The organism is Luteibacter sp. 1214 (genome assembly GCF_031455395.1).
Lineage (GTDB): Bacteria > Pseudomonadota > Gammaproteobacteria > Xanthomonadales > Rhodanobacteraceae > Luteibacter > Luteibacter mycovicinus.
Map to the genome: position 1 here is coordinate 297,718 of NZ_JAVDSQ010000004.1, position 21,049 is coordinate 318,766.

Here is a 21,049-nt window from a genome sequence, read left to right on the forward strand (position 1 = left end):
ATGGCCGCTTCCACCAACCTGATGGGTACGTTCCGGCAGATCGGCCGCCGAGGCGTGGCGGCGCCGGTCGCCATGCTGATCATGCTTGGCATGATGATGCTGCCGCTGCCGCCCTTCATGCTGGACCTGCTGTTCACCTTCAACATCGCGTTGTCGCTGGTGATCCTGCTCGCCACCATGTACGTGATGCGCCCGCTGGAGCTGGCCTCGTTCCCGACGGTGGTGCTGTTCGCCACCTTGCTGCGCCTGGCGCTGAACATCGCTTCCACCCGCGTGGTGCTGCTGCACGGTCATAACGGCCCGGGCGCCGCGGGCAAGGTCATCGAGGCCTTCGCCGAGTTCGTCATCGGCGGCAACTTCGCCGTCGGCTTCGTCGTCTTCGCCATCCTCACCATCATCAACTTCGTGGTCGTCACCAAGGGCGCCACCCGCGTGTCCGAAGTGACCGCCCGCTTCACCCTCGACGCCATGCCCGGCAAGCAGATGGCGATCGACGCCGATCTCAACGCCGGTCTGCTGACCCAGGAACAGGCGCGCGAGCGCCGCCAGGAAGTGCGTGAGGAAGCCGACTTCTACGGCTCGATGGACGGTGCGTCCAAGTTCGTCCGCGGCGATGCCACGGCGGGCATGCTCATCCTCGCCATCAACATGCTGGGTGGCTTCTTCATCGGCATGTTCCAGCATGGCCTGTCGGCCGGCGAAGCCGCGCGTACCTACACGCTGCTGACCATCGGTGACGGCCTCGTCGCCCAGGTCCCCGGCCTGATGCTCTCGATCGCCACGGCGGTCATCGTCACCCGCGTGTCCAAGTCGCAGGAGATGGGCAAGCACGTGATGGGCCAGCTGTTCGGTCAGCCCAAGGCGCTGGGCGTGGCCGCCGCCGTGCTCGGCACGATGGGTCTGATCCCCGGGATGCCGAACATTCCGTTCCTGCTGCTGGCCGGTGGCGCCGGCTTTGCCGCGTGGAAGCTGCAGCAGCGCAAGAACCTCGTTGCCGAGGGTGGCGCCACCGGCACGCCGGGTGCCCCGGGTACCGATCTGGCGCTGGAGTCCGCGCCGCCGGCCGAGCGTCTCGAACTCTCGTGGGAAGACGTGGCGCAGGTCGACACCATCGGCCTGGAAGTCGGCTATCGCCTGATTCCGCTGGTGGACAAGGCGCAGGGCGGCGAGCTCATGGCGCGGATCAAATCCGTGCGTCGCAAGCTGTCGCAGGAGCTCGGCTTTCTCGTCCCGTCCGTCCACATTCGCGACAACCTCGATCTCGCACCGCACGGCTATCGCATTTCGCTGATGGGCGTGCCGATGGGCGAGGCCGAAATCCATACCGAGCGCATGCTGGCGATCGATCCGGGCCGAGTGCACGGGACGATCAATGGCATCGCCACGCGCGATCCCGCCTTCGGCCTCGATGCCGTGTGGATCGAGCCGGGCATGCGCGAGCACGCGCAGACGCTGGGCTACACCGTGGTCGACCCGGCCACCGTCATCGCCACGCACCTGTCGCACATCCTGCAGAACCACGCCCACGAACTCATCGGCCACCAGGACGTGCAGCAGCTGCTCGACCGTCTGGCCCAGCAGACGCCGAAGCTGGTCGAAGATCTCGTGCCCAAGCGGCTGTCGCTGGGCGCGGTGGTCAAGGTGCTGCAGAACCTGCTCGCCGAGCGCGTGCCCATCCGCAACTTCCGCGGCATCGTCGAGTCGCTGGCGGAGCACGCGGGTCAGAGTCAGGATCCCGGCGTGCTCGCCGCCGCCGTACGCGTCACGCTCGGTCGTCAGATCGTGCAGGAGATCGCCGGCCTGGGTTCGGAAGTGCCCGTCATTACTTTGGCGCCGGAACTCGAGCAGATCCTGCTGCAGTCGCTGCAGGGTGGCGGTCCCACCGGCGCGGCCGTGGAGCCGGGTCTGGCCGATCGTCTTCAGCAGAACGTCGCCGAGGCCGCACGACGCCAGGAAGCGGCCGGCGAACCGGCGGTATTGCTGGTCTCTCCCGCGCTTCGTCCATGGCTTTCGCGCTTCACGCGTCATGTGGCCCAAAACCTGCATGTACTCGCTTACAACGAAGTTCCGGATAACCGACGCGTCAAGCTGGTGACGGCGCTCGGCAGGTAAGTGGGGAATGAACATGGACACAGGATCGAACGCATGAAAATCAAACGCTTCGTAGCCCCCGACATGCGCCAGGCCATGCGCCAGGTGCGCGACGAGCAGGGCCCGGATGCCGTGATCCTGTCGACCCGTCGGCTGGACGACGGTATCGAGATCATCGCGGCGCTGGATTACGACGAAGCGCTGGTGCGTGAAGCCGGCTTCGGTGTCGATCTTCCGCCGCGCGAGCGCGAGGAAGCTCCGATCCGCGCGCGCCGCGACAACGACTTCGCCGCCCGCATCGATCAGGCCAAGGCCGCGACCGCCGCCGCTGTCGAACGTGTGACGCGCGGTGCTCCGGCGCCCGCCGCTCCGCAGGTCGCGAATCCGAATGCGCCGCAGCGTCAGTCGAGCGCCGCGCTCGCCGCCAGCGTCGCCGATGTGGTGCGCGCCGCGACGGTCGCCCCGAACCACAACGCGAACAGCGACGCCGCCGTCAATGGCGTGCGTGCCGAGATCAACAGCCTGCGTGAGATGCTGGAAGTGCAGTTGTCCACGCTCGCCTGGAATCAGATGGACCGCGACCAGCCGCTGCGCGCCCGCGTGCTCCGCGAGATGACCCGCCTGGGCATCGACGGCGACGTGGCTCGCGCGCTCTGCGCCGAGCTGCCGCCGGGCATGACCGCCGAGCAGGCCCGCTACCTGCCGCTGGGCATCCTCTCGCGCAACATCCGTACCAGCGGCCGCAACGCCGATACCGCCGGTAGCGCCGTCACCGCTCTGGTCGGCACGACGGGCGTCGGCAAGACCACCACCATCGCCAAGCTCGCGGCGCGTGCGGTGCTCCGCCACGGCGCCTCGAACGTCGCGCTGATCAGTGCCGACCAGTACCGCATCGGCGCGGGCGCCCAGTTGGAACATTACGGCCGCCTGCTCGGTGTGCGCGTCTACAACGCCCACGATGCACAGAGCCTCCGCAACGTGCTGCTCCAGCTGCGTGGCAAGCACACCGTGCTGATCGATACCGCCGGCCTGGCCGGTAACGACCCCAAGCTCCAGCAGCAGTTCGACACCCTGCGCGCGATGACCGAGGTGCGTGTCTGCCTCGTGCTTGCCGCGAACGCGCAGGCGCAGGCCATCGACAACGCGATCCGTGCCTACGCGCCGCTGGCGCCGCAGACCGCGATCCTGACCAAGCTCGACGAGGCCCCGCTGATCGGCGGTGCCCTGTCGGCCGTCATCCGCCACGGACTGCCGCTGGACTACACCACGGATGGCCAGCGCGTGCCGGAAGACATCGCCTCCGCGGATGCGCGCAAACTCGTCTGCCTGGCCGCTCAACTCGTCAAGCAGCGCACCGACGAACCGGACGACGCGATTCTCGCCGACCGTTTCGGCTTCTCCACCGCGCCAGCCATCGCCTGACACCGGGAACTGAAGTAACGTGACCACGGCATCCGCATCCGCACACCCTTTCACGGCAGTGAATTCCTTCATGAACACACACGTCGATTCCACCCAGGCTGCTGGGCTCAACTGGCTCGCCGACCGTCGTCCCACGCGCAGCATCGCGGTGGCGGGCGGCAAGGGCGGCGTGGGCAAGACCACGGTGGCGGTCAACCTCGGCATGGCGCTCGCGATGGGCGGCCGTGACGTGGTCCTGCTGGACGCGGATCTGGCCATGGCGAACATCGACGTGCTGCTGGGCCTGCAGCCCACGCGCCATCTGGGCCACATGCTCGAAGGCGAGTGCCGCATCGAGGACCTGATCCTCCACGCCAACCACGGCCTGAAGGTGATCCCGGCGACCTCGGGCGCGCGCCGCATGGCGCAGCTGCCGAATATCGAGCACGCCGCCGTGATCCGCGCCTTCGACGAATACCCGGTCGCCCCCGAATATCTGATCGTCGACACCGCCGCCGGCATCTCCGACAGCGTGTCGATGTTCGCGGCAGCCTCCGACGAAGTGGTGGTCGTGGTCTGCGACGAGCCGGCCTCGCTGACCGACGCCTACGCGCTGATCAAGGTGATGAGCCGCGAGTTCGACGTGAACCGCTTCCGCATCGTCGCCAATATGGTCCGCCATGCGCAGGAAGGCCGTCAGCTGTTCGAGAAGCTGGCCCGCGTGACCAACCGCTTCCTGGACGTGTCCCTGGATTTCATGGGCATGGTTCCGCACGACGAGTACCTGCGTCAGGCCATCCGCCGCCAGGCGGCCGTGGTCGACGCCTGGCCGAGCAGCCGCTCGGCGGTGGGATTCAAGAATCTGGCCCGGTCGGTCGATACATGGGGTGAACCCGAACCCCGGGTGCAGGGTCGCATCGGCTTTTTCGCCGAACGGAACCACATGGGGGGAGGGCTGCCGCTGTGAGTGTCGCTAGCGAATACCTTGAAATCACTAGAGTTCCAGCGGATCAACTGGTTAAAACGCATGCACCCCTGGTGCGCCGGATCGCCTATCACCTGATGGGCCGCCTGCCGCCAAGCGTGGACGCGAATGACCTCATGCAGGCTGGAATGATCGGACTGCTCGAGGCCGCAAGAAATTACTCGCCGACTCGCGCGGCCAGCTTCGAGACCTATGCGGGCATCCGCATTCGTGGCGCCATGCTGGACGAACTGCGCAAGACGGACTGGACCCCGCGCTCCGTCCACCGGAAGTTGCGCGAGGTGGCTGAAGTAACGAGGCAGATCGAGAACGAAACGGGTGGCGACGCCGAAGACGCGGAAGTGATGAAGCGGCTGGGTATCGACGCCATGGAGTACAACCAGATTCTGGCCGACGCGGCGAGCGCGCGGTTGCTGAGCCTCACGGCGCCGGAAGGCGACGAAGGCGCGGCGATCGACGTCGCGGACCCCGACGCCTCGGGCCCGGAAGGCAACTTCGAGAAGAACGGCCTGCGCGACGCGTTGGCGCAATCGATCGACGGCCTGCCGGAACGCGAGAAGCTGGTGATGTCGCTGTACTACGATGAAGAGCTCAACCTGAAAGAAATCGGTGTGGTACTTGGTGTGAGCGAGTCGCGCGTGTGCCAGATCCATGGCCAGGCCCTGATTCGCCTGCGTGCACGCATGACGGGTTGGAAAGACAAGCAGTGACGGCATCGCGGTGCCGTCGCCGGTAAAGAAAAAGCACGTGGCGGAGAGCAGTTTTGGACAAGAACATGAAGATCCTCGTGGTGGACGACTTTTCCACCATGCGGCGCATCGTCAGGAATCTCCTGGTCGAGTTGGGTTTCACCAACACGCTCATCCAGGAAGCCGAAGACGGTAACGCGGCCCTCGCGTTGCTGCGCTCGCAGCCGATCGACCTCGTCGTCACCGACTGGAACATGCCCAACATGACGGGCATCGACCTGCTTCGCGCCATCCGCGCCGATGCCGGTCTGAAGTCCTTGCCGGTGCTGATGGTGACCGCGGAAAACAACCGCGACCAGATCATCGCCGCCGCGCAGAGCGGTGTTAACGGCTACGTCGTCAAGCCTTTCACGGCGGTCACGCTGAAGGAAAAGCTCGACAAGATCTTCGAACGACTCGCCGCGGCTGCGGGCTAAGGGAATAACGATGAATACGATGCTCTCCCCCGGCCAAGAGGTCGTCCCCGAACTGCGCGAGCTGCTCGAGGCCGACGACGGCGCCGCCTTCGAAAAGGCACTCGACAACCTTATCCGCAGCCGCGAGCAGCACCTGTTCCTGGCGCTGGGCCACCTTGCGCGCGACCTGCACGAATCCGTGCGCCGCCTCGCTTCGGACATTTCGACCGACGGCGTGCCCGGGAACATGAGCGATGCGCGCAAGCATCTGCGTGACGTGCTCGAGATGAGCTCGACCGCGGCGCACCGCACGCTGGACTTCAGCGAAAAGCTGCGTCCGCAGGCCCAGGCGCTGGCGAAGCAGGCCGACGAAGTGCTCGTGCTCGATCACGCCGATCCGGCGTTCGGCGCCAATGCCACGGCGCTTGCCGTGCGCGTGGGCGATTTCGCGCAGAGCTGCGACATCGGCCTGGGCGAAATGGTCGAAGCCCAGTCGTGGCAGGATCTTTCCGGTCAGCGCGTGGCGCAGGTCGAGGCGTTCATGGCCAAGGTCGAGTCGTCGCTGGTCGAGCTGGTCCGTCTGACCGGCTCGCTCGCGGGCGGCAATGCCCCGGCCGCGGACAAGGTCAGCCAGGACGAAGTGGATCGCCTCCTCAGCGAATTCGGATTCTGAGCCCGCTATGAGCGTGGAGCTGGACAACGAGCTGCTCAACGTCTTCCTGATCGAAGCGCGCGAACTGCTCGAGAGCCTGGGCGAGCAGCTCGTGGATCTCGAAGCGTCGCCGAACGACACGGAGCTGCTGAACGCGGTCTTCCGTGCGTTCCACACCGTGAAGGGCGGTGCGGGCTTTCTTGGGCTCAATCCCATGGTGGAGCTGTGCCACCGTGGCGAAGATCTTCTGAACGAAGCGCGTAACGGCACGATCGTGCTCAACGCCGCCTTCATGGATGCGCTGCTCGAGTCGCTCGACCTGCTCAACGACATGATGCGCGCCGCCGATGGCGGCGTGCCGATCGAGCCCGCGCCGCGTTCGCTGCTCGACCGGCTGCTGATTCCCGGTCGTGCCGTATCCGCGGCTCCCGTTGCCTTGGCGGTACCGGTCTCTTCGCCGGTCGCGGCACCTTCCGCGCCGAAAGCGTACGACCCGATCGAAGATGAATTCGAGGCGATGCTCGACGCCGCGCGCACCGACCGCGCGCCGGCACCGGCCTCGTCCGCGACGATCAACGATGACGAGTTCGAAGCGCTGCTGGATTCGTTGTACGGCACGGGTGCGCCAGGCGCGGACAGCGCAGCGGTATCCGCATCGGCACCGACGCCCGCACCCGTGGTCGCTGCCGCACCGTTGCCGTCGAACAACGACGCGATCAGCGACGACGAATTCGAAGCCTTGCTGGATTCCCTTCACGGCACGGCAGCGCCGGGTGCGGTCGGTGGTGCGGCGCCTGTTGTCGCTTCCACGCCCGCGCTCGCCGTGGTTCCCGTCGCTGCACCCGCACCGCCCGCAGTGGCTCCTCCCGCGGTGAAGGCCGCGCCCGCCGCGGCTGGCGAAAAGCGCGCCGCGTCCGCCGCCGACACGACGGTTCGCGTCGACACGCATCGTCTCGACAGCCTGGTCGACGCCGCGGGCGAGCTCGTGCTCGTACGCAACCGCCTCACCAGCCTCGCACCGCGCGGCGGCAACGATCCGATGGAACGTGCCATCGGCGAGCTGGAGCGCGTCGCGGAAGACTTGCAGAACGCCGTGCTGCGCATGCGCATGCAGCCCGTCGGCAAACTGTTCTCCCGTTTCCCGCGCATCATTCGTGACCTCGCCCGCCAGCTCGGTAAAGAGATCGAGCTCGTGACGGAAGGCGAAGAAACCGATATCGATCGCACCGTGGTCGAGGCGCTCGCCGATCCGCTCGTGCATCTGCTGCGTAACGCGGTGGACCACGGCATCGAGATGCCTGACGTGCGCGCGGCCGAAGGCAAGTCGCGTCTGGGCACCGTGCGCCTCGCCGCTGGCCAGTACGGCGACCGCATCGTCATTACCGTCACCGATGACGGCAAGGGCATGGATCCCGAAGTCCTGCGCCGCAAGGCCGTCGAAAAGGGCCTGATGGACGCCGAGCAGGCCGCGCGTCTGGACGAGCGCGAATGCTACGAAATCGTCTTCCGCCCGGGCTTCTCGACCGCCAGCACGGTGTCCGACATTTCCGGCCGTGGCGTCGGCATGGACGTGGTCAAGACCAAGATCGTCGAGCTGGGCGGCACGCTGTCCATCGACTCGCGTGTCGGTCACGGCAGCACGGTACGCCTGTCGGTGCCGCTGACGCTGGCGATCATGCGCGTGCTGATGGTTCGCGTCGGTCATCGTCTGCTTTCGCTCCCGCTGTCCAATGTCACCGAAGTGTTCGAGCTCGTTCCCGGTCAGATCCAGGAGCTCGACGGCCGCATCGTCGCGTCGCACCGTCAGCGCGCCTTGCCGCTCGCCGACCTCGGTCACTGGGCCGGGGTGAGCGGGAAGGGCGGCCATGTCGTCGTCGTGCAGATCGGTCACCAGACGCTGGGTTGCCTGGTCGACGAAGTGCTCGGCCGCGAAGACGTCATGGCCAAGCCGCTGGGCCCGTTTCTCAAGGACGTTCCCGGTGTCGCCGGGGCGACCATCACCGGTGACGGGCGTATCTCCCTCGTGCTCGACCTTTCCGGTCTGGCCGATGACAGTGGGCAGGTGCTGCCTTCATTGAGGATGGCTGTCTGACATGGATATCGTGAGCGTCGTCGGCACGATCCTGGCCTTCGTGGTCATCATCGTGGGGACCATCCTCAAAGGCTCGAGTCTCGATGCCCTGTGGAACCCGGCGGCGTTCGTCATCGTCTTCCTCGGCACCCTGGCCGCGCTGCTGGTGCAGACGCCGGGGCCGGTACTCAAGCGTGCGTGGAGCATGCTGCCGTGGGTGTATCGCCCGCCGGATATCGAATCGGAAAACCTCGTCAGCCGCATCGTCGGCTGGAGCGAGATATCCCGGCGCACCGGCCTGCTCGGGCTGGAACCCGCCATCGAGCGCGAATCGGACCCCTTCATCCGTAAGGGGCTTCAGCTTTTGGTGGATGGCACCGAGCCGGACGCCATGCGCTCCGTGCTCGAAGTGGAAGTGCTCGCACGCGAGCACAACGACATCGAAGCCGCCAAGGTTTACGAAAACGCCGGTGCGTACTCGCCGACGATGGGCATCATCGGTGCCGTCATGGGCCTCATGTCGGTCATGCAGAACCTTGCCGAGCCCAGCAAGCTCGGCCACGGCATCGCGGCCGCCTTCGTCGCCACCATTTACGGTATCGGCCTGGCCAACCTGCTGGCGCTGCCCATGGCGTCACGCCTGAAAGGCCTGGCCCGCCAGCGTTCGCAGATGCGCGAGATCCTCGTCGAAGGCCTCGTCTCGATCGCTCAGGGCGACAACCCGCGGCACATCGAGAGCAAGCTGCAGGGGTTTCTCTCGTGAAGCGCCGCCACCACGAAGAGCACATCAATCACGAGCGCTGGGCGATCCCCTATGGCGATCTGATCACGTTGCTGCTCGCGTTGTTCGTGGTGATGTACGCGGTATCGGCCGTCAACGAAACCAAGTTCAAGGTGATGGCGCAGTCCATCAACGAAGCCTTCAACGGCACGGGCAAGGTGATCGAGCCGATCCGCGAGGCGACGCCCGCCGCGCAGGTGCCGCTGCCGAATCAGTCGCGTGCGCCAGCCGCCGCGCCCATCGCCCGCATCGACGTGCCCGTTCCGCCGCGCAACCTGCCGTTGCCCGGTCACGAAGGCGCCGCCGCCGAGCGTCAGGAAGCGGCCAGCACGAATACCGCGACGGCGGCGAACACCACGGTCGGCAAGACCGAGGACGCCAGCCTCAGCCAGATTTCCGACGAAGTGAAGCGGGCGATGAAGCCGCTGATCGACAAAAGTCTGGTCAACGTGCGGCAGACGCCGGACTGGCTCGAGATCGAGGTCAAGACCGACATGCTGTTCCCGGTCGGTGTCGCCAGACTGCAGGCGCCGGCCGATGACGTGCTGCGCAAGCTGGCCGGCATCCTCGCGCCGTTTCCGAACCCGATGCGTATCGAGGGCTATACGGATAACACGCCGATCGCCACGCCGACGTTCCCGTCCAACTGGGAGCTGTCCGCGGCACGCGCCGCTACCGTGGCGCGTCTGCTGACGACGACGGGTGTGGATCCGCATCGCGTGGGTATCGTCGGCTGGGGCGAGTTTCGTCCGATCGTGGCGAACGATACCGACGACGGACGCAACCGGAACCGCCGCGTGCTGATTGTCGTGATGAGCGACAAGGCGGCCCCGTCGCGTTTCTACAGCGATGCCGCGGCCGCGCCGGCCGGGGGAAATCGCTGATGATCACCTGGGCGGTCTCCAACCAGAAGGGCGGCGTCGGAAAAACCACGACCACGGTCGCACTGGGTAGCCTGCTCGCCGCGTCCGGCAAGCGCACGCTTCTCATCGACATGGATCCGCATGCCTCGCTGTCCGGTTACATCGGCGTCGAAGGCGGGGCGCATGGCAGCGTCTACGATCTGTTCGGCATCGGTAACAGTGCGGCCCCGCTGCCGGTGCGCACGTTGGTGCACGCCACGCAGTGGGACCGGTTGAGCGTGCTGCCTGCGTCGCCCGCGATGATCACGCTGGACCGTCAGCTGGGTACGCGTCCGGGTATGGGGCTGGTGCTTACCCAGGCGCTCGCCGAGCTCGCGCCCGACTTCGACCATGTGCTGCTCGATTGCCCGCCCACGCTCGGCGTGCTGATGGTCAACGCACTGGCGGCGAGCGATCGTCTGCTGGTGCCGACACAGACCGAAGCATTGGCGCTGGCCGGTCTCGAGCGCATGCTGCGCAGCCTGTCGATGATCGAGCGCTCGCGCGGTCGTCCGCTGCCACGCACGATCGTGCCGACGATGTTCGATTCGCGGACGCACGCCTCGCGCGTCTGCCTGGATCAGTTGCGCGAGCAATACGGCGACAGCGTCAGTCAGGCCGTCATTCCTACCGATACGCAGATCCGCGAAGCCAGTGCGGCCGGTGTGCCGCTCGCCTCGTGGCCGGCCGCACGTCGCGGCGGTCTGGCGTATCGCCAGTTGCTCGATGAATTGCTGGCGCCTCCCGCGGTTGATGCCGCTTCCACCGTTGCGTCGGCCACCGCGCCCGCGACGGATGCCGCCGCGTGATGCGCGCCATGCAGGACGCCGAGCAGATCGTCGCCGACTATCTTGCCGAGCTGCTGACGCCTGCGGCGGTGCCGGCCGTGGTGACCCCGAACGAAGTCAAAGTGGTGGCCATCGAGACCTGGCGCAACGCGCCGTCCGAGTCCGCTGCGCCGGCCGTCGACAACCGTTACCTGCTTTGCGTTGCCGCCGGCGTCAAGCTGGCCGTGCCGATGGCCGACGTGAGTCACGTCCTGCCGATACCGCCTTTGTCGCCGCCCAATGTACCGAACCCGGTATGCCTCGGGCGCTGGCGTCATCCCAGCGGTGAAGCGCGGGTCGCGGATCTGGCGGCGATCATCTCGCCGGATATGGCGGGAGCGCTGTCGTCATCGGTCGTTCTGCTCGGCCATCGCCGCTGGGCGATCGCCTGCATCGTCGTCGACGAACCGGTGGAACTCGATGCCGACGCCATCCAGTGGCGCACCGGCGCGACCACGCGGCCCTGGCTGGCCGGCATGTCGCAAGAACCCAAGTGCGGCGTGGTCAACACCACGGCGCTGATCGAATGGCTGGAAAAGGAGCTGGGTCCGTGACCGACTCGCAACACAACGCGCAGGGCGCCTGGCTGGGCTTTTCACTCAAGGGGCAGCGTTACGCCGTGGCGCTGAACAGCGTGCGCGAAGTCATTCGTCCGGGTGACATCACGCCGGTACCGGGTGGTCCTGAAGACGTTCTCGGCATCGTCAACCTGCGCGGTCAGATCGTACCCGTGCTGGACGGCCGTCGCCGCTTCGGCCTCGACGGCGCACTCGAACCGGGCGCGGAAGACGCGCGCCGCGTCATCGTCTTCGAAGACAGCGGAACGGCGGTCGGCATGCTCATCGACGTGATCGGAGAGATGCTTCAGTTCGACGCCGACGAAGTCGACCCGCCACCGCCCGGCCGCGCCAACCGCCGCGACGACCCCGTCACCGGCGTCATCACCCGCGACGACGGCTTCATCGCCCTGGTCGACGTCCCCCGCCTCTGCCGCGCCTGATAGCGGCAGAGCAGGGCTTCCCGCCCCCGCTCTCTGTGTAGGAGCCAGCCCTGCTGGCGATCCCACCCGCACCAACCTGCATCTTCAGAATTCCCCCCCACTGAGTTACCGTGTCCCCGCTAACCCCGGAAGCCACCCCGCATGAACCCGATCGTCGGATACATCCTCATCGCACTCGCCGCCCTGAACCTGGTCGGCCTGCTGCTGGTGTTCCGCCGCCTCGGTAACGCGCCCGCGAAACCGGCACCCGCGCCCGTCGCCGAACCCGAGCAGACGCCCGCACCGCTCGCCGAACCTGCCATCGATCCGACGGCACTCAACACGATGCTTCGTCGCCTCGAGAACCGCCTTGGCGATATTGAAGAGCAGGTGCGTCGTGCGCCGACGGTGACGATTGCTTCCGAGCCGGGTAGCACGAGTGACCGGTCGCTGGCACTCGCGCAGCGCCTTGCGCGGCAGGGGGCTTCGCCGAAGGACATTGCGGAGACGTGTGGGATTTCGTTGACTGAGGCTGAGTTACTGCATCGGTTGCATTCGGGGCGCTGATTTCAATCGCGTCACCGGGCGATCTGCGAACCTTGCAGATGTGGATGAAAACAATTCACCGCCGGCATATTGCTCTCGCAGCCGGAGGCGTTGCGTGATACTTGAACGACAGCCTCTTCTGCGATGTGACCCAACTTGTGAGTGAGCTCAAATCGATGCCTGGCATTCTGAGATTCCTGACGGCTATCTCCTTGGCATCGGGCGCTTTCGTGATCGCCACGATTGTGCCTGGGGGTGCCATGATCGGAGATCGCAATATAGGTGCCCATGAGTGGTGGACGAACGGAAGCGGGGAGCTGTTCACACTGGCGATCAGCAGCTTAGTCGCATCCGGAGTGATGATCCTCAAGCGTGCCCGGTTTAGCCGAGAGTGCTACCTGCTGGGATTTTTGCTTCTGTACCCATGCGCGTTCGCTGTGCAGGCCATCAATAAGATTCCCTTCGATGAGTGGGAAGTCGTTTCATCTCTATTGTTTGGCGTAGCGCAGCTGACGGCGGTTGCTCTCTATTTCTACGTCAACCGGCGGGCGAAAGAGTATTTTTCTCGGCACGCTTGACCCGCACATTTTCCGCGTTCGTCCACCGATCGGCATTTCAATAAAGACGGAGACGCACGCGTGCGCTGATCCCGCGTCCTCCGATCATGTGGGTTCTTTTCCGGCGGAGATTCGCACCGGCACACCCTTGGCCGCGGGCGTCTTCGAATCCACGTCGTGGTACCACAAGGGCATAAGCGGGTTCATCTCCGGGTAGTACCCGCCGACGCAGCCCGAAGGCAGATTGAACGCCGTAACGGTGAGGCCTCCCACCAACCGTTCGGCGCCATCGCCAGCATCGCCAACCAGCGACACCACGTCGCCCACGTGGAGCCCATCGCGCTCGATATCCTGCGGGTTCATCAGCAGCACGGATCGCGAGCCCTCGAGCCCACGCAACCGGTCACTATGTCCGTAGATCGTCGTGTTGAACTGATCGTTGGACCGCATCGTGATCAGGTGGTACCGGCCAGGCGCGTCACCGACGCCGACGGCCGAGAGAACGGTCGGCGTGGTGAACCTTGCCTTGCCGGTCTCTGTTTTCCAGTCACGTTCACGCGCCGGATTCCCGCGATAGAAGCCGCCGGCATCGAACATGCGCGCGTTGTAATCCTTGAACTGGTCCGGGTACGTCGCTTCGATCAGATCGCGGATCTTGCCGTAGTCAGCGGTCCACTCATCCCAGCGCCATGTCGGGTTGGGAGGCAGCGTCGCCTTGGCGATGCCGGCGACGATGGCGACCTCGGATCGCAGGTGCTCACTGGCCGGTTTCCGCTTGCCGATCGAGCCATGGATGTGGCTGAAGCTGTCCTCCATCGATACGGACTGGCTTCCCGACGCCTGCACGTCGTCCTCGGAACGCGCGAGGCAGGGCAGGAGATAGGAGGCCTTGCCATGCACGAGATGGCTGCGATTGAGCTTGGTCGCGATATAGACCGTGATCGCCTGCGCGGACCACGCGGTCTCCACGATCTCCTGGTCGGGAATGGCTCGGACGAAATTGCCCCCAAGGCTGATAAATCCTTTCACCGTTCCGGCGAGAATGCCTTCGCAGGTTTCCACCGTACCCATACCCTTGTCGCGCGGCGGCTCGAAGTCGAACTGCCTGGCGAGTACATCGAGCGGTACCAGTTCCGGCTTCTCGGAGATGCCGACCGTACGCTGGCCCTGAACGTTGGAATGACCACGCACCGGGCATGCGCCGGCCCCGTCGCGGCCGATATGACCGCCAAGCAGCAGCATGTTCACCAGCATGCCGATCGACTGAGTTCCGTGGACATGCTGCGTCAGTCCCATGCCGTAGACGGCGATGACGTTCTTCGCGGTGGCGTAGATGCCCGCGGCGGCTTCGAGGTCCGCACGCGTAAGACCGGATTCGCGCTCGATATCGTGCCACGCGGTCGCATGCACCTTCGCGGCGAAGTCGTCGAACTCGCTGGTGTGCTGGGCGATGAAGTCACGGTCGAAGACACCGTCTTCGCCACCTTCGCGACGGGCCGCATCGAGGGCGAACGCATGCTTGCACATACCCATCATTGCCGCGATGTCGCCGCCCGGGCGCACCTGCAGATACATGTGCGACAGCTCGGTGGCGTGGCCGCTCAGCATCTGCATCGGGTTCTGCGGATTGATGAAGCGAACCAAGCCTTGTTCGCGTACGGGATTGAACGTGAGGATCTTGCAGCCCCGCTTAACGGCTTCCTGCAACGGGTGGAGAAAGCGCGGGCTGTTGGTACCCGGGTTCTGGCCGAAGTAGAGGATCACGTCGCACGTCTCGAAGTCTTCGAGTACGCAGGTCCCGACCGGCGACCCGATGACCTGCTTCAGGCCGACCGAGGTCGTTTCGTGACACATGTTCGAGCTGTCGGGCAGGTTGTTGTTGCCGTAGAAGCGCGCGGTAAGTCCGTAGAGGTAGGACTGTTCGAGTGCGGACTTGCCGGAGGCGTAGAAAATAACGGACTTCGGGTCCAGCGTCCTGAGTGTCGCTCCGATGCCTGCGAAAGCTTCGTCCCAGGTGCAGGCGAGGTATTTATCCGTCGCGGCGTCGTAGCGCATGGGCTCGGTCAGGCGACCCTGCATCTCGAGGTCGTAGTCCTGCCAGCCGAGCAACTCCGTAACCGTATGGGCGGCGAAGAAGTCGGGCGTGCAGCGATCCGATGTCAGCTCCCACAGGGTCGACTTGGCGCCGTTCTCGCAGAATTCGAATTTGTGCGGATGTTTTGGCTTGCCCCAGGCGCACGATGTACACATGAAGCCGTGGGGTTTGTTCTGGTGAAGCAGGGTGTCGAGGGAGGCCGGCGTTGGCTTTTCTCGCAGGAGCACCTTGGCCATACCGGAGACGGAGCCCCAGCCACCGGAAGCGCCTTCGTGCTGGATCTCTTCGGCTTTGCGGGATGTCATGACTCGTCTCCGATATCTGTATCTATCGGGACGAGGGAATCATGTGGATCGTGATGGGGGTGGGAACCACGTGTGAGGCATCGCCTCGTCGGCTTTAGCGGCGTTGAGGGTTCGCCAGCAGGCTGGCTCCTACCTTTGTGTGCCGCGGCCTGGGGGACGCGGCACCATCGGTCAGCGTTCGAGGCGGTAGTTGAGGCTGGCGCGGCTGAAGTCTGTCGCGTTCTGCGCTTCGAAGTTCCACTTGTGGCTGAAGAGGTAGCGCAGGGTGATGACCTGACCCGGGTCGAACAGGCCCACGCCGTAGCTGAGGTAGAGCCGGGGTGAGAGGTACTTGCCCACGGTGAATGCCGAGGTGCCACCTAGCGCATCGTTGTTCGATACGCCGATGTCGTCGACACCGATCTTCGAGCCGACACTCTTCGCCAGCAGGTCGCCAGCGGCCGAGCCCAGCGCCTGCGCGGCGGCACCCACCATGTTCCCTTCGCCACCCTTCACCTGCGACAGCGGCTTGCCGGTGACGAGGTAGGAGAGGGCGTCGGACTGTTCCATCACGGGGTTCGAGAACACGGTGAGGATGGGGCGCTGCGCGGTGCCGGAGACGTACAGGCCGACCTTCTGCCCGTCGTCGATCGTGGCATTCGGGTTGAGCGTACGCGCCGCGCGGATATTGAGGCCGGGATTGTCGATGGGCGTGCTGGCGAACAACAGCTGACCCTGTTCGATCTTCAGGTCCTGACCGTAGGCCTTATAGGTACCGTCGACGCCGATCTGGCCCTGACCCGTCGTCGCACGACCCGGGCGCTCACGTACATCGAGCTGACCGGTGATACGACCATCGATGCCGAAACCGACCAGGTGAACCTTCTGCCCGAGATCGACGCGGATATCCGCGCTGATCGGCGTCGCTTCAGCGGCGGCCTCCTGCTGCTTGTCATCGACGACCACGACGTCGGGCGACGCCTTGGTCGCGCCGGAGCCGGGCAGTCGCTCGACGTTGACGTCCGCCAGATCGATGCCGACCTTGCCGGTGACGTTCATGCCCTTCGCATCCTGCACGATCGTCAGGTTGGGCGAAATGATCGCCTTCGCCGCGGGGATGTCGACGGCGGTGAATTTGGAGCCTTCCACGCCGATGCGCATCGTCGCGCCGGTACCGATCAGCGCGGTGCCCTTGATGCCGAGCGTACCGTCGCCGGAGCGCACCGTACCGTCGACAGCGAAGTTCTTCGCGTCGGTGGTGTTTACGCTGAAGCGGCCGTCCTTCAGCTTGAGGCCGGCGCTCGGTACTTCCGCCGCGAAGCTATCGACCACGGCCTGGCCGGTGACGGCAGGATTGGCAACGGTGCCGCCGAGGTTGAAGTTCGCATCGAGGCCGCCCTTCACTTCGGCGAGTTCCGTCGTGAACAGCTCGATGAGGCCAAGGTTCTTCAGATGCAGCGCAACGTTGCCGCCGAGCGCCTGCTGCGCGCCGGTGAGCGATACGTTGCCGGCCAGCGTACCGCCGTCATTGAGGTTGGCGCTGAGCGTCAAACGCTGATTATCGGGCGCAAGCTGCGCATTGGCCGTCAGGTTGTCGTATACCAGCAGAGGCTGGTCGGCGTGGTCGGCATAAGCGACCGTGCCGTGTGCGGAGTGAACATTCGCCTGACCTGACAGGGCGCCGGCGGCGGTGCGACGAATGCTGCCGTCACCTTCGATGATGCCGTCGGCACGCATCGGGCTGTCCGACGCCTCGGCGGCGGTCATCAGCAAGGCCAGCGGCACCTGACGCAGGCGATAGCTGGCGTCGAGGTTGCCACCCTTGTCCTGTCTGGCGGCCACGCAAAGCAAGGGATCGCCGGCCGTGAGGCACAGGTCGCTCATGCTCATCGCGCCGTCCTTGTACGCGAGCTGGCTCGCGTTCTGCAGGCGCCAGCGCGGCAGGTTCTGGTAGTCGATATTGAGCGTGGACAGCGTGCCGTTCCAGGCGCCGTCGCGCAGGCCTCCGGACAGCTGCAGGTCGGCGGTGAGCGGACGGCCCTTCGCGTCGATGCTGAGCTGGTGCTTCTCTTGCGTGCCGTTGGCGTTCACGGCAAGGCGCTCGAACAGCAACCCACCCGCATTGACGCCGGTACCGACAACGGCGAGCTTGCCGCCCGGCGCGCTCACGTCGGGCACATCGGCATCGACGGTCAGCGCGTCGATCTTCTGCCCCCCCGCGTAGACGATGGCGCTGCCGCGTACGTTCGCTTTCACCGCAAGCTTCGGCACATTGCCCTTCGCCGAAATGTCACCCTGCACGCGACCACCCGCGTCAGGCAGCCAGTCCCCGAGCGAGGCGATGGCGAGCTTCAGCGTCGCGTCGTTCGAGGTGTCGCCCCTGGCATCCAGACGGATCGTGCTGCCGCCGGAGGCAACGTCGAGCGTGCCGTTGACGACTTCGCTGGGTTTCAGTGTGAGCTCGCCGTTGCCGCGCAGCGGACGCTGGCGCAGTGTGCCGTCGAGCTTGCGCAGCGTGAGCGTGCCCAGCGGCTGGTTGTCGACCAGACGACCTTCGGTCGACATGTCGATATTCAGCGCACCCGGCCATTCGGCAAGCAACTGGCCAGGATCGAAGCGGTCGCCCTTGACGTCGAGTTTCCACGCGAGCGCGGGCTGCAGCGTCAGCGTGCCGCTGGCGCCGACGCTGCCGTTGGCCTGCTTGAGCTGCACGGTGTGCATCGTGATGAGGTCGGGCTTGCCGTCGACATCGAGCGTGAACTTGCCGACGTGACCGGGCGGGCCGATGTCGATATCGCCCGCGGCGTGGTACGCCTCGGCGCTGCCCTTGAAGCCGAGCTGGCCGGTGCTGGCGAGATCCTGGCCGGCGACGCTGGCCGGGACCAGTACGTCCTTCCAGTTGAGCGCGAGATCCGCCGACAACGGCGTGGCGGCAATCTCCACGGTGCCCTTTGCCGTGAGCGACCCCTTGACCTGCGGCGAGCCGACCGTGAGCTCGTCCAGCGTCAGGCGCTTGTACTCGTGGTCGAACGTGGCCTTCAGCGGGGCGAGGTGCACCCGGTAATCGTTGAGGTCGAGATCGCCGGTGAGGTCGGCGCCGTAGCGGTCGCCGCTGCCTTTCACGGCCAGGCCGAGCGAGGTCAGGCTGCTGTCCCCGATCAGCGGCTTGGGATCGAAGCGGGGTGCGTCGATGGACGCCGTCCACGGGAAGTCGCCGCTCTGCGTCAGATTCGCATCGACCTGCGCGACGAGCGGGAGCGTGAGCTTGACGATGGTGTGGGCCTTGTCGCCGTCGCTATGCGCTTCGACATTGCCCGCGTAATCGATATCGCCGACTTTCCAGCGGAAGCTGGCCTTGCCATCACCCTGATAGTTCTTGCCCACCGCCAGCGTGCCACCGAGGTCGGCCTGACCATCGGGCGCACGCAGCGCGAGCGTCTTCAGGGCAATGCCTTTCGCGGTCCACGAGCCGGCGAGATCAAGCGAGTTGGACTCGAACAACGGCTGGCCCTGCCGGGTCACGCGGACGTGGCCGACCTTGACCTTGTCCAGCACGATGTCGAGCGGCGGCTCGAGCGAGAACGGTTCGGACGGCTGCGTGTCGGGCTCGCTGGGCCCGAGCGCCACGTCTATCCCGTCGGCGGTCAGCGTGTACACGTGCGCCGTCTTGCGCAGCAGTGCGCCAAACGAGAAGTCGAGGTGCGCCGACGCGACGCGCACGTCCATGCCCTTTTCGTCGCGGTAGCGGACGCCAGCGAGATCGAGCGGGCCGGCGAGACGACCTTCGGCTTTGTCGACGGTCAGGGCGTTGTCGGTGAAACCCTGTGCACGGGCCAGCGCAAAGCGCAGGCCGGATGCCGTGCCGACCAGCCACCACACGGCCAGCACGACGACGAGCAGCAGCGCACCGAGCGCGATACCGATACGGAGAAACCATTTCATGCCGGTGCTGCTCACAGGTCGGGCCCGATGACAACGTGAAGGTGAATGCCGTGTTCGTTCTTGTCGCCGACCGGCACGCCGACATCCGCGCGGATCATGCCGACCGGTGACAGCCAGCGAACGCCCAGGCCGGCACCGATGCGCGGGCTGTAATCGGTGCCCGTGAACGCATTGCCGGCATCGACGAAGGCGGCCATGCCCCAGTTGCGGGTGAAGTAGTGCTCGACCTCGGTGCTGCCGACCAGCAGACCTTCGCCACCGATCACGCGACCGTAGCTGTTACGCGGACCGATGCTCTCGAAGTCGTAACCGCGCACGGAGCGATCGCCACCGGCGAAGAAGCGCAGCTGCGGCGGCAGGTCGCTGAAGTTGTCGGTCCAGATCTTGCCGGCGGTGCCGCGCAGGATCAGACGGTTGCGGCCCCAGAACGACTGAATCCATTTCACGTCGCCGATCACCTGCGAGAAGCTGGCGTCGGAGAGCAGACCGCCCACGGTACTGCGTCCGGTGACGGTGATCGACCAGCCGCTGCGCACGAAGGTCGGGTTGTCGCCCTTCTTCCTGCTCAGCGTCACCTCGGGGTAGAGCAGGGTGCTGCGACCGTGTTCGAGGCCGGCGGCGCTGTCGGCTTCATCGCCGCGCTTGCCGACGGTGAAGGTGCCGGACAAGGCGCTGACGCCGAGCGTGCGCGTCCAGCCATGCCACAGGCGCGTCTCGTTGGCGACCAGCTGCAACGTGCGCGACTGCGACGTCACGGTGTTGGCGTCGCGGTAATTCGCGCCGAAGTTGAAGCTGCGCTGGTTGGGGCCGGGCATGGGGATCTGGTACAGCGTGGAGATCGTCTTCAGGCGTGTGGCGACGACCAGCTCATTCCTCCACTTGTGACCGCGATCGTTGATCCAGCGCTTCTCGATACCGCCGCGCAGGCCGGGGCCGGTATCCGTGCCGAAGAACGGACCGCCCGTGTAGATGGTCCGCTTGGCCGGCGCCAGTTCGACGTCGATATCGATCGTGCCTTCCTTCGCGTTGTCCGTATCGGGGATGACGTTGACGACGGCGAAATAGTCGGCGCCGTTCAACGCCTGCTGCAGTTCCAGCAGCTGGCTCTGCGAGAAGTAGTCGCCGCTCTTGAACGGCACGTAGCGATCGAGGAAACCGTCGCGGAACTGCGAGTTCTTGAAGACGACGTGGCCGTACCGATACCGCTGGCCGGCTTCCCACTTCAGGTTAACCGTGGCGCTGTGCTCGGCCCGGTTCACTTCCACGCTGTGCGTGACGAGCCTGGCGTCCAGGTAACCCGTGGCGGTCAGCGCGCCGCTGACCGCGTCGCGCGCGCCGTCGTAGGCGCCGTCGTTCATGGGCTGGTCTTTGAGGTTTTCGACACCGCGGACGGCGCGACGGATCGTCGGCACCTTCTTCGCGTCGTCATCGACCGTGACATTCACCTTCGTGATCTTCACCGGCGTACCGGGGACCACATGCAGCGTCACCTGCCAGTCGTTGCCGACCTGGTTGAGGTCGCCCGTCGCCGTCGCTTCGTAGTAGCCGTAGGGGCGAAGCGCGGTCTGCACCTGGTCGGGCGCCTTCTCGTAAAGGCGGCGAACCTGCGCGGCGGTGACGTCGCGTTTGGCGTACTGGGAGAGGTCGACGCCGGCGACCACGGCGTTCTTCAGGTTCTCGTCGACACCGTCGACACGGAGAACGATGCCGGCATGCGCGAGCGTGGGCAGGAGGAACCACGGCAGAAGCAGCAGTCCATGGCGTCTGGTAAGGCGCATGAGCGTCCTGTTCC

General features: G+C 65.7%; 17 protein-coding genes. 14 read left to right on the forward strand and 3 right to left on the reverse strand.

Going from position 1 to position 21,049, the window contains the following annotated elements; translation table 11 throughout:
* The 14 genes from flhA to J2X57_RS12345 all read left to right on the forward strand — a co-directional run bounded on the left by flhA (position 1) and on the right by J2X57_RS12345 (position 12,957).
* Positions 1–2,112 (forward strand): flagellar biosynthesis protein FlhA, encoded by a 2,112-nt coding sequence (gene flhA / locus J2X57_RS12280; RefSeq protein WP_036111227.1) that lies wholly within the window; start codon positions 1–3, stop codon positions 2,110–2,112.
* 33 nt (positions 2,113–2,145) lie between these two features.
* Complete coding sequence (flhF, locus tag J2X57_RS12285) at positions 2,146–3,513, forward strand: flagellar biosynthesis protein FlhF (protein WP_043695304.1); 1,368 nt, start codon at positions 2,146–2,148, stop codon at positions 3,511–3,513.
* 70 nt (positions 3,514–3,583) lie between these two features.
* Positions 3,584–4,459, forward strand: a complete 876-nt coding sequence (locus J2X57_RS12290) for a P-loop NTPase (RefSeq protein ID WP_036111233.1) — start codon at positions 3,584–3,586, stop codon at positions 4,457–4,459.
* Positions 4,456–5,187, forward strand: a complete 732-nt coding sequence (locus J2X57_RS12295) for an RNA polymerase sigma factor FliA (protein ID WP_036111235.1) — start codon at positions 4,456–4,458, stop codon at positions 5,185–5,187. Before J2X57_RS12290 ends, J2X57_RS12295 begins: the two co-directional genes overlap by 4 nt.
* Before the next feature lie 53 nt (positions 5,188–5,240).
* The gene (gene cheY / locus J2X57_RS12300; RefSeq protein ID WP_036111237.1) at positions 5,241–5,642 is read left to right on the forward strand and encodes a chemotaxis response regulator CheY; all 402 of its coding nucleotides are present in this window, start codon (positions 5,241–5,243) and stop codon (positions 5,640–5,642) included.
* 10 nt (positions 5,643–5,652) lie between these two features.
* Positions 5,653–6,294 (forward strand): protein phosphatase CheZ, encoded by a 642-nt coding sequence (locus J2X57_RS12305; protein ID WP_176809059.1) that lies wholly within the window; start codon positions 5,653–5,655, stop codon positions 6,292–6,294.
* 7 nt (positions 6,295–6,301) lie between these two features.
* Positions 6,302–8,365 (forward strand): chemotaxis protein CheA, encoded by a 2,064-nt coding sequence (locus J2X57_RS12310; protein WP_309867443.1) that lies wholly within the window; start codon positions 6,302–6,304, stop codon positions 8,363–8,365.
* 1 nt (position 8,366) lies between these two features.
* Entirely contained in the window at positions 8,367–9,107 is a 741-nt protein-coding gene (locus tag J2X57_RS12315) for a flagellar motor protein (protein WP_036111245.1), read from the forward strand.
* Positions 9,104–10,009: a flagellar motor protein MotD gene (gene motD / locus J2X57_RS12320; protein ID WP_051943384.1), complete on the forward strand. Its 906-nt coding sequence runs from the start codon at positions 9,104–9,106 to the stop codon at positions 10,007–10,009. The genes J2X57_RS12315 and motD overlap by 4 nt, the downstream gene beginning before the upstream one ends.
* Entirely contained in the window at positions 10,009–10,836 is an 828-nt protein-coding gene (locus J2X57_RS12325) for a ParA family protein (protein ID WP_079522549.1), read from the forward strand. The genes motD and J2X57_RS12325 overlap by 1 nt, the downstream gene beginning before the upstream one ends.
* Complete coding sequence (locus tag J2X57_RS12330; RefSeq protein ID WP_043695296.1) at positions 10,836–11,408, forward strand: hypothetical protein; 573 nt, start codon at positions 10,836–10,838, stop codon at positions 11,406–11,408. Before J2X57_RS12325 ends, J2X57_RS12330 begins: the two co-directional genes overlap by 1 nt.
* Positions 11,405–11,854, forward strand: coding sequence for a chemotaxis protein CheW (locus tag J2X57_RS12335; RefSeq protein WP_239709099.1), 450 nt, complete (start codon positions 11,405–11,407; stop codon positions 11,852–11,854). Before J2X57_RS12330 ends, J2X57_RS12335 begins: the two co-directional genes overlap by 4 nt.
* Positions 11,855–11,995: 141 nt before the next feature.
* A complete protein-coding gene (locus J2X57_RS12340) occupies positions 11,996–12,400 on the forward strand; it encodes a DUF2802 domain-containing protein (RefSeq protein WP_043695293.1) in 405 nt (134 codons plus the stop codon).
* Positions 12,401–12,501: 101 nt separating this feature from the next.
* A complete protein-coding gene (locus J2X57_RS12345) occupies positions 12,502–12,957 on the forward strand; it encodes a hypothetical protein (protein WP_309867449.1) in 456 nt (151 codons plus the stop codon).
* Between the two features lie 84 nt (positions 12,958–13,041).
* Here the strand turns inward: J2X57_RS12345 and J2X57_RS12350 are convergent, their stop codons facing one another.
* The 3 genes from J2X57_RS12350 to J2X57_RS12360 form a co-directional block, all read right to left on the reverse strand.
* Entirely contained in the window at positions 13,042–15,336 is a 2,295-nt protein-coding gene (locus J2X57_RS12350) for an FdhF/YdeP family oxidoreductase (RefSeq protein WP_309867452.1), read from the reverse strand.
* Between the two features lie 171 nt (positions 15,337–15,507).
* On the reverse strand, positions 15,508–19,257 hold the full coding sequence (locus J2X57_RS12355) for a translocation/assembly module TamB domain-containing protein (protein WP_309867455.1): 3,750 nt from the start codon (positions 19,255–19,257) through the stop codon (positions 15,508–15,510).
* Positions 19,258–19,268: 11 nt separating this feature from the next.
* Positions 19,269–21,035, reverse strand: a complete 1,767-nt coding sequence (locus J2X57_RS12360) for an autotransporter assembly complex family protein (RefSeq protein ID WP_309867458.1) — start codon at positions 21,033–21,035, stop codon at positions 19,269–19,271.
* Positions 21,036–21,049 lie beyond the last annotated feature (14 nt).

Coding starts and splice junctions, on each gene's coding strand:
- J2X57_RS12315 (WP_036111245.1), top strand. CDS start 8,367: ATGGATATCGTGAGCGTCGTCGGCACGATCCTGGCCTTCGTGGTCATC.
- J2X57_RS12310 (WP_309867443.1), top strand. CDS start 6,302: ATGAGCGTGGAGCTGGACAACGAGCTGCTCAACGTCTTCCTGATCGAA.
- J2X57_RS12290 (WP_036111233.1), top strand. CDS start 3,584: ATGAACACACACGTCGATTCCACCCAGGCTGCTGGGCTCAACTGGCTC.
- J2X57_RS12355 (WP_309867455.1), bottom strand. CDS start 19,257: ATGAAATGGTTTCTCCGTATCGGTATCGCGCTCGGTGCGCTGCTGCTC.
- J2X57_RS12360 (WP_309867458.1), bottom strand. CDS start 21,035: ATGCGCCTTACCAGACGCCATGGACTGCTGCTTCTGCCGTGGTTCCTC.
- J2X57_RS12325 (WP_079522549.1), top strand. CDS start 10,009: ATGATCACCTGGGCGGTCTCCAACCAGAAGGGCGGCGTCGGAAAAACC.
- J2X57_RS12305 (WP_176809059.1), top strand. CDS start 5,653: ATGAATACGATGCTCTCCCCCGGCCAAGAGGTCGTCCCCGAACTGCGC.
- flhF (WP_043695304.1), top strand. CDS start 2,146: ATGAAAATCAAACGCTTCGTAGCCCCCGACATGCGCCAGGCCATGCGC.
- flhA (WP_036111227.1), top strand. CDS start 1: ATGGCCGCTTCCACCAACCTGATGGGTACGTTCCGGCAGATCGGCCGC.
- J2X57_RS12330 (WP_043695296.1), top strand. CDS start 10,836: ATGCGCGCCATGCAGGACGCCGAGCAGATCGTCGCCGACTATCTTGCC.
- J2X57_RS12340 (WP_043695293.1), top strand. CDS start 11,996: ATGAACCCGATCGTCGGATACATCCTCATCGCACTCGCCGCCCTGAAC.
- J2X57_RS12350 (WP_309867452.1), bottom strand. CDS start 15,336: ATGACATCCCGCAAAGCCGAAGAGATCCAGCACGAAGGCGCTTCCGGT.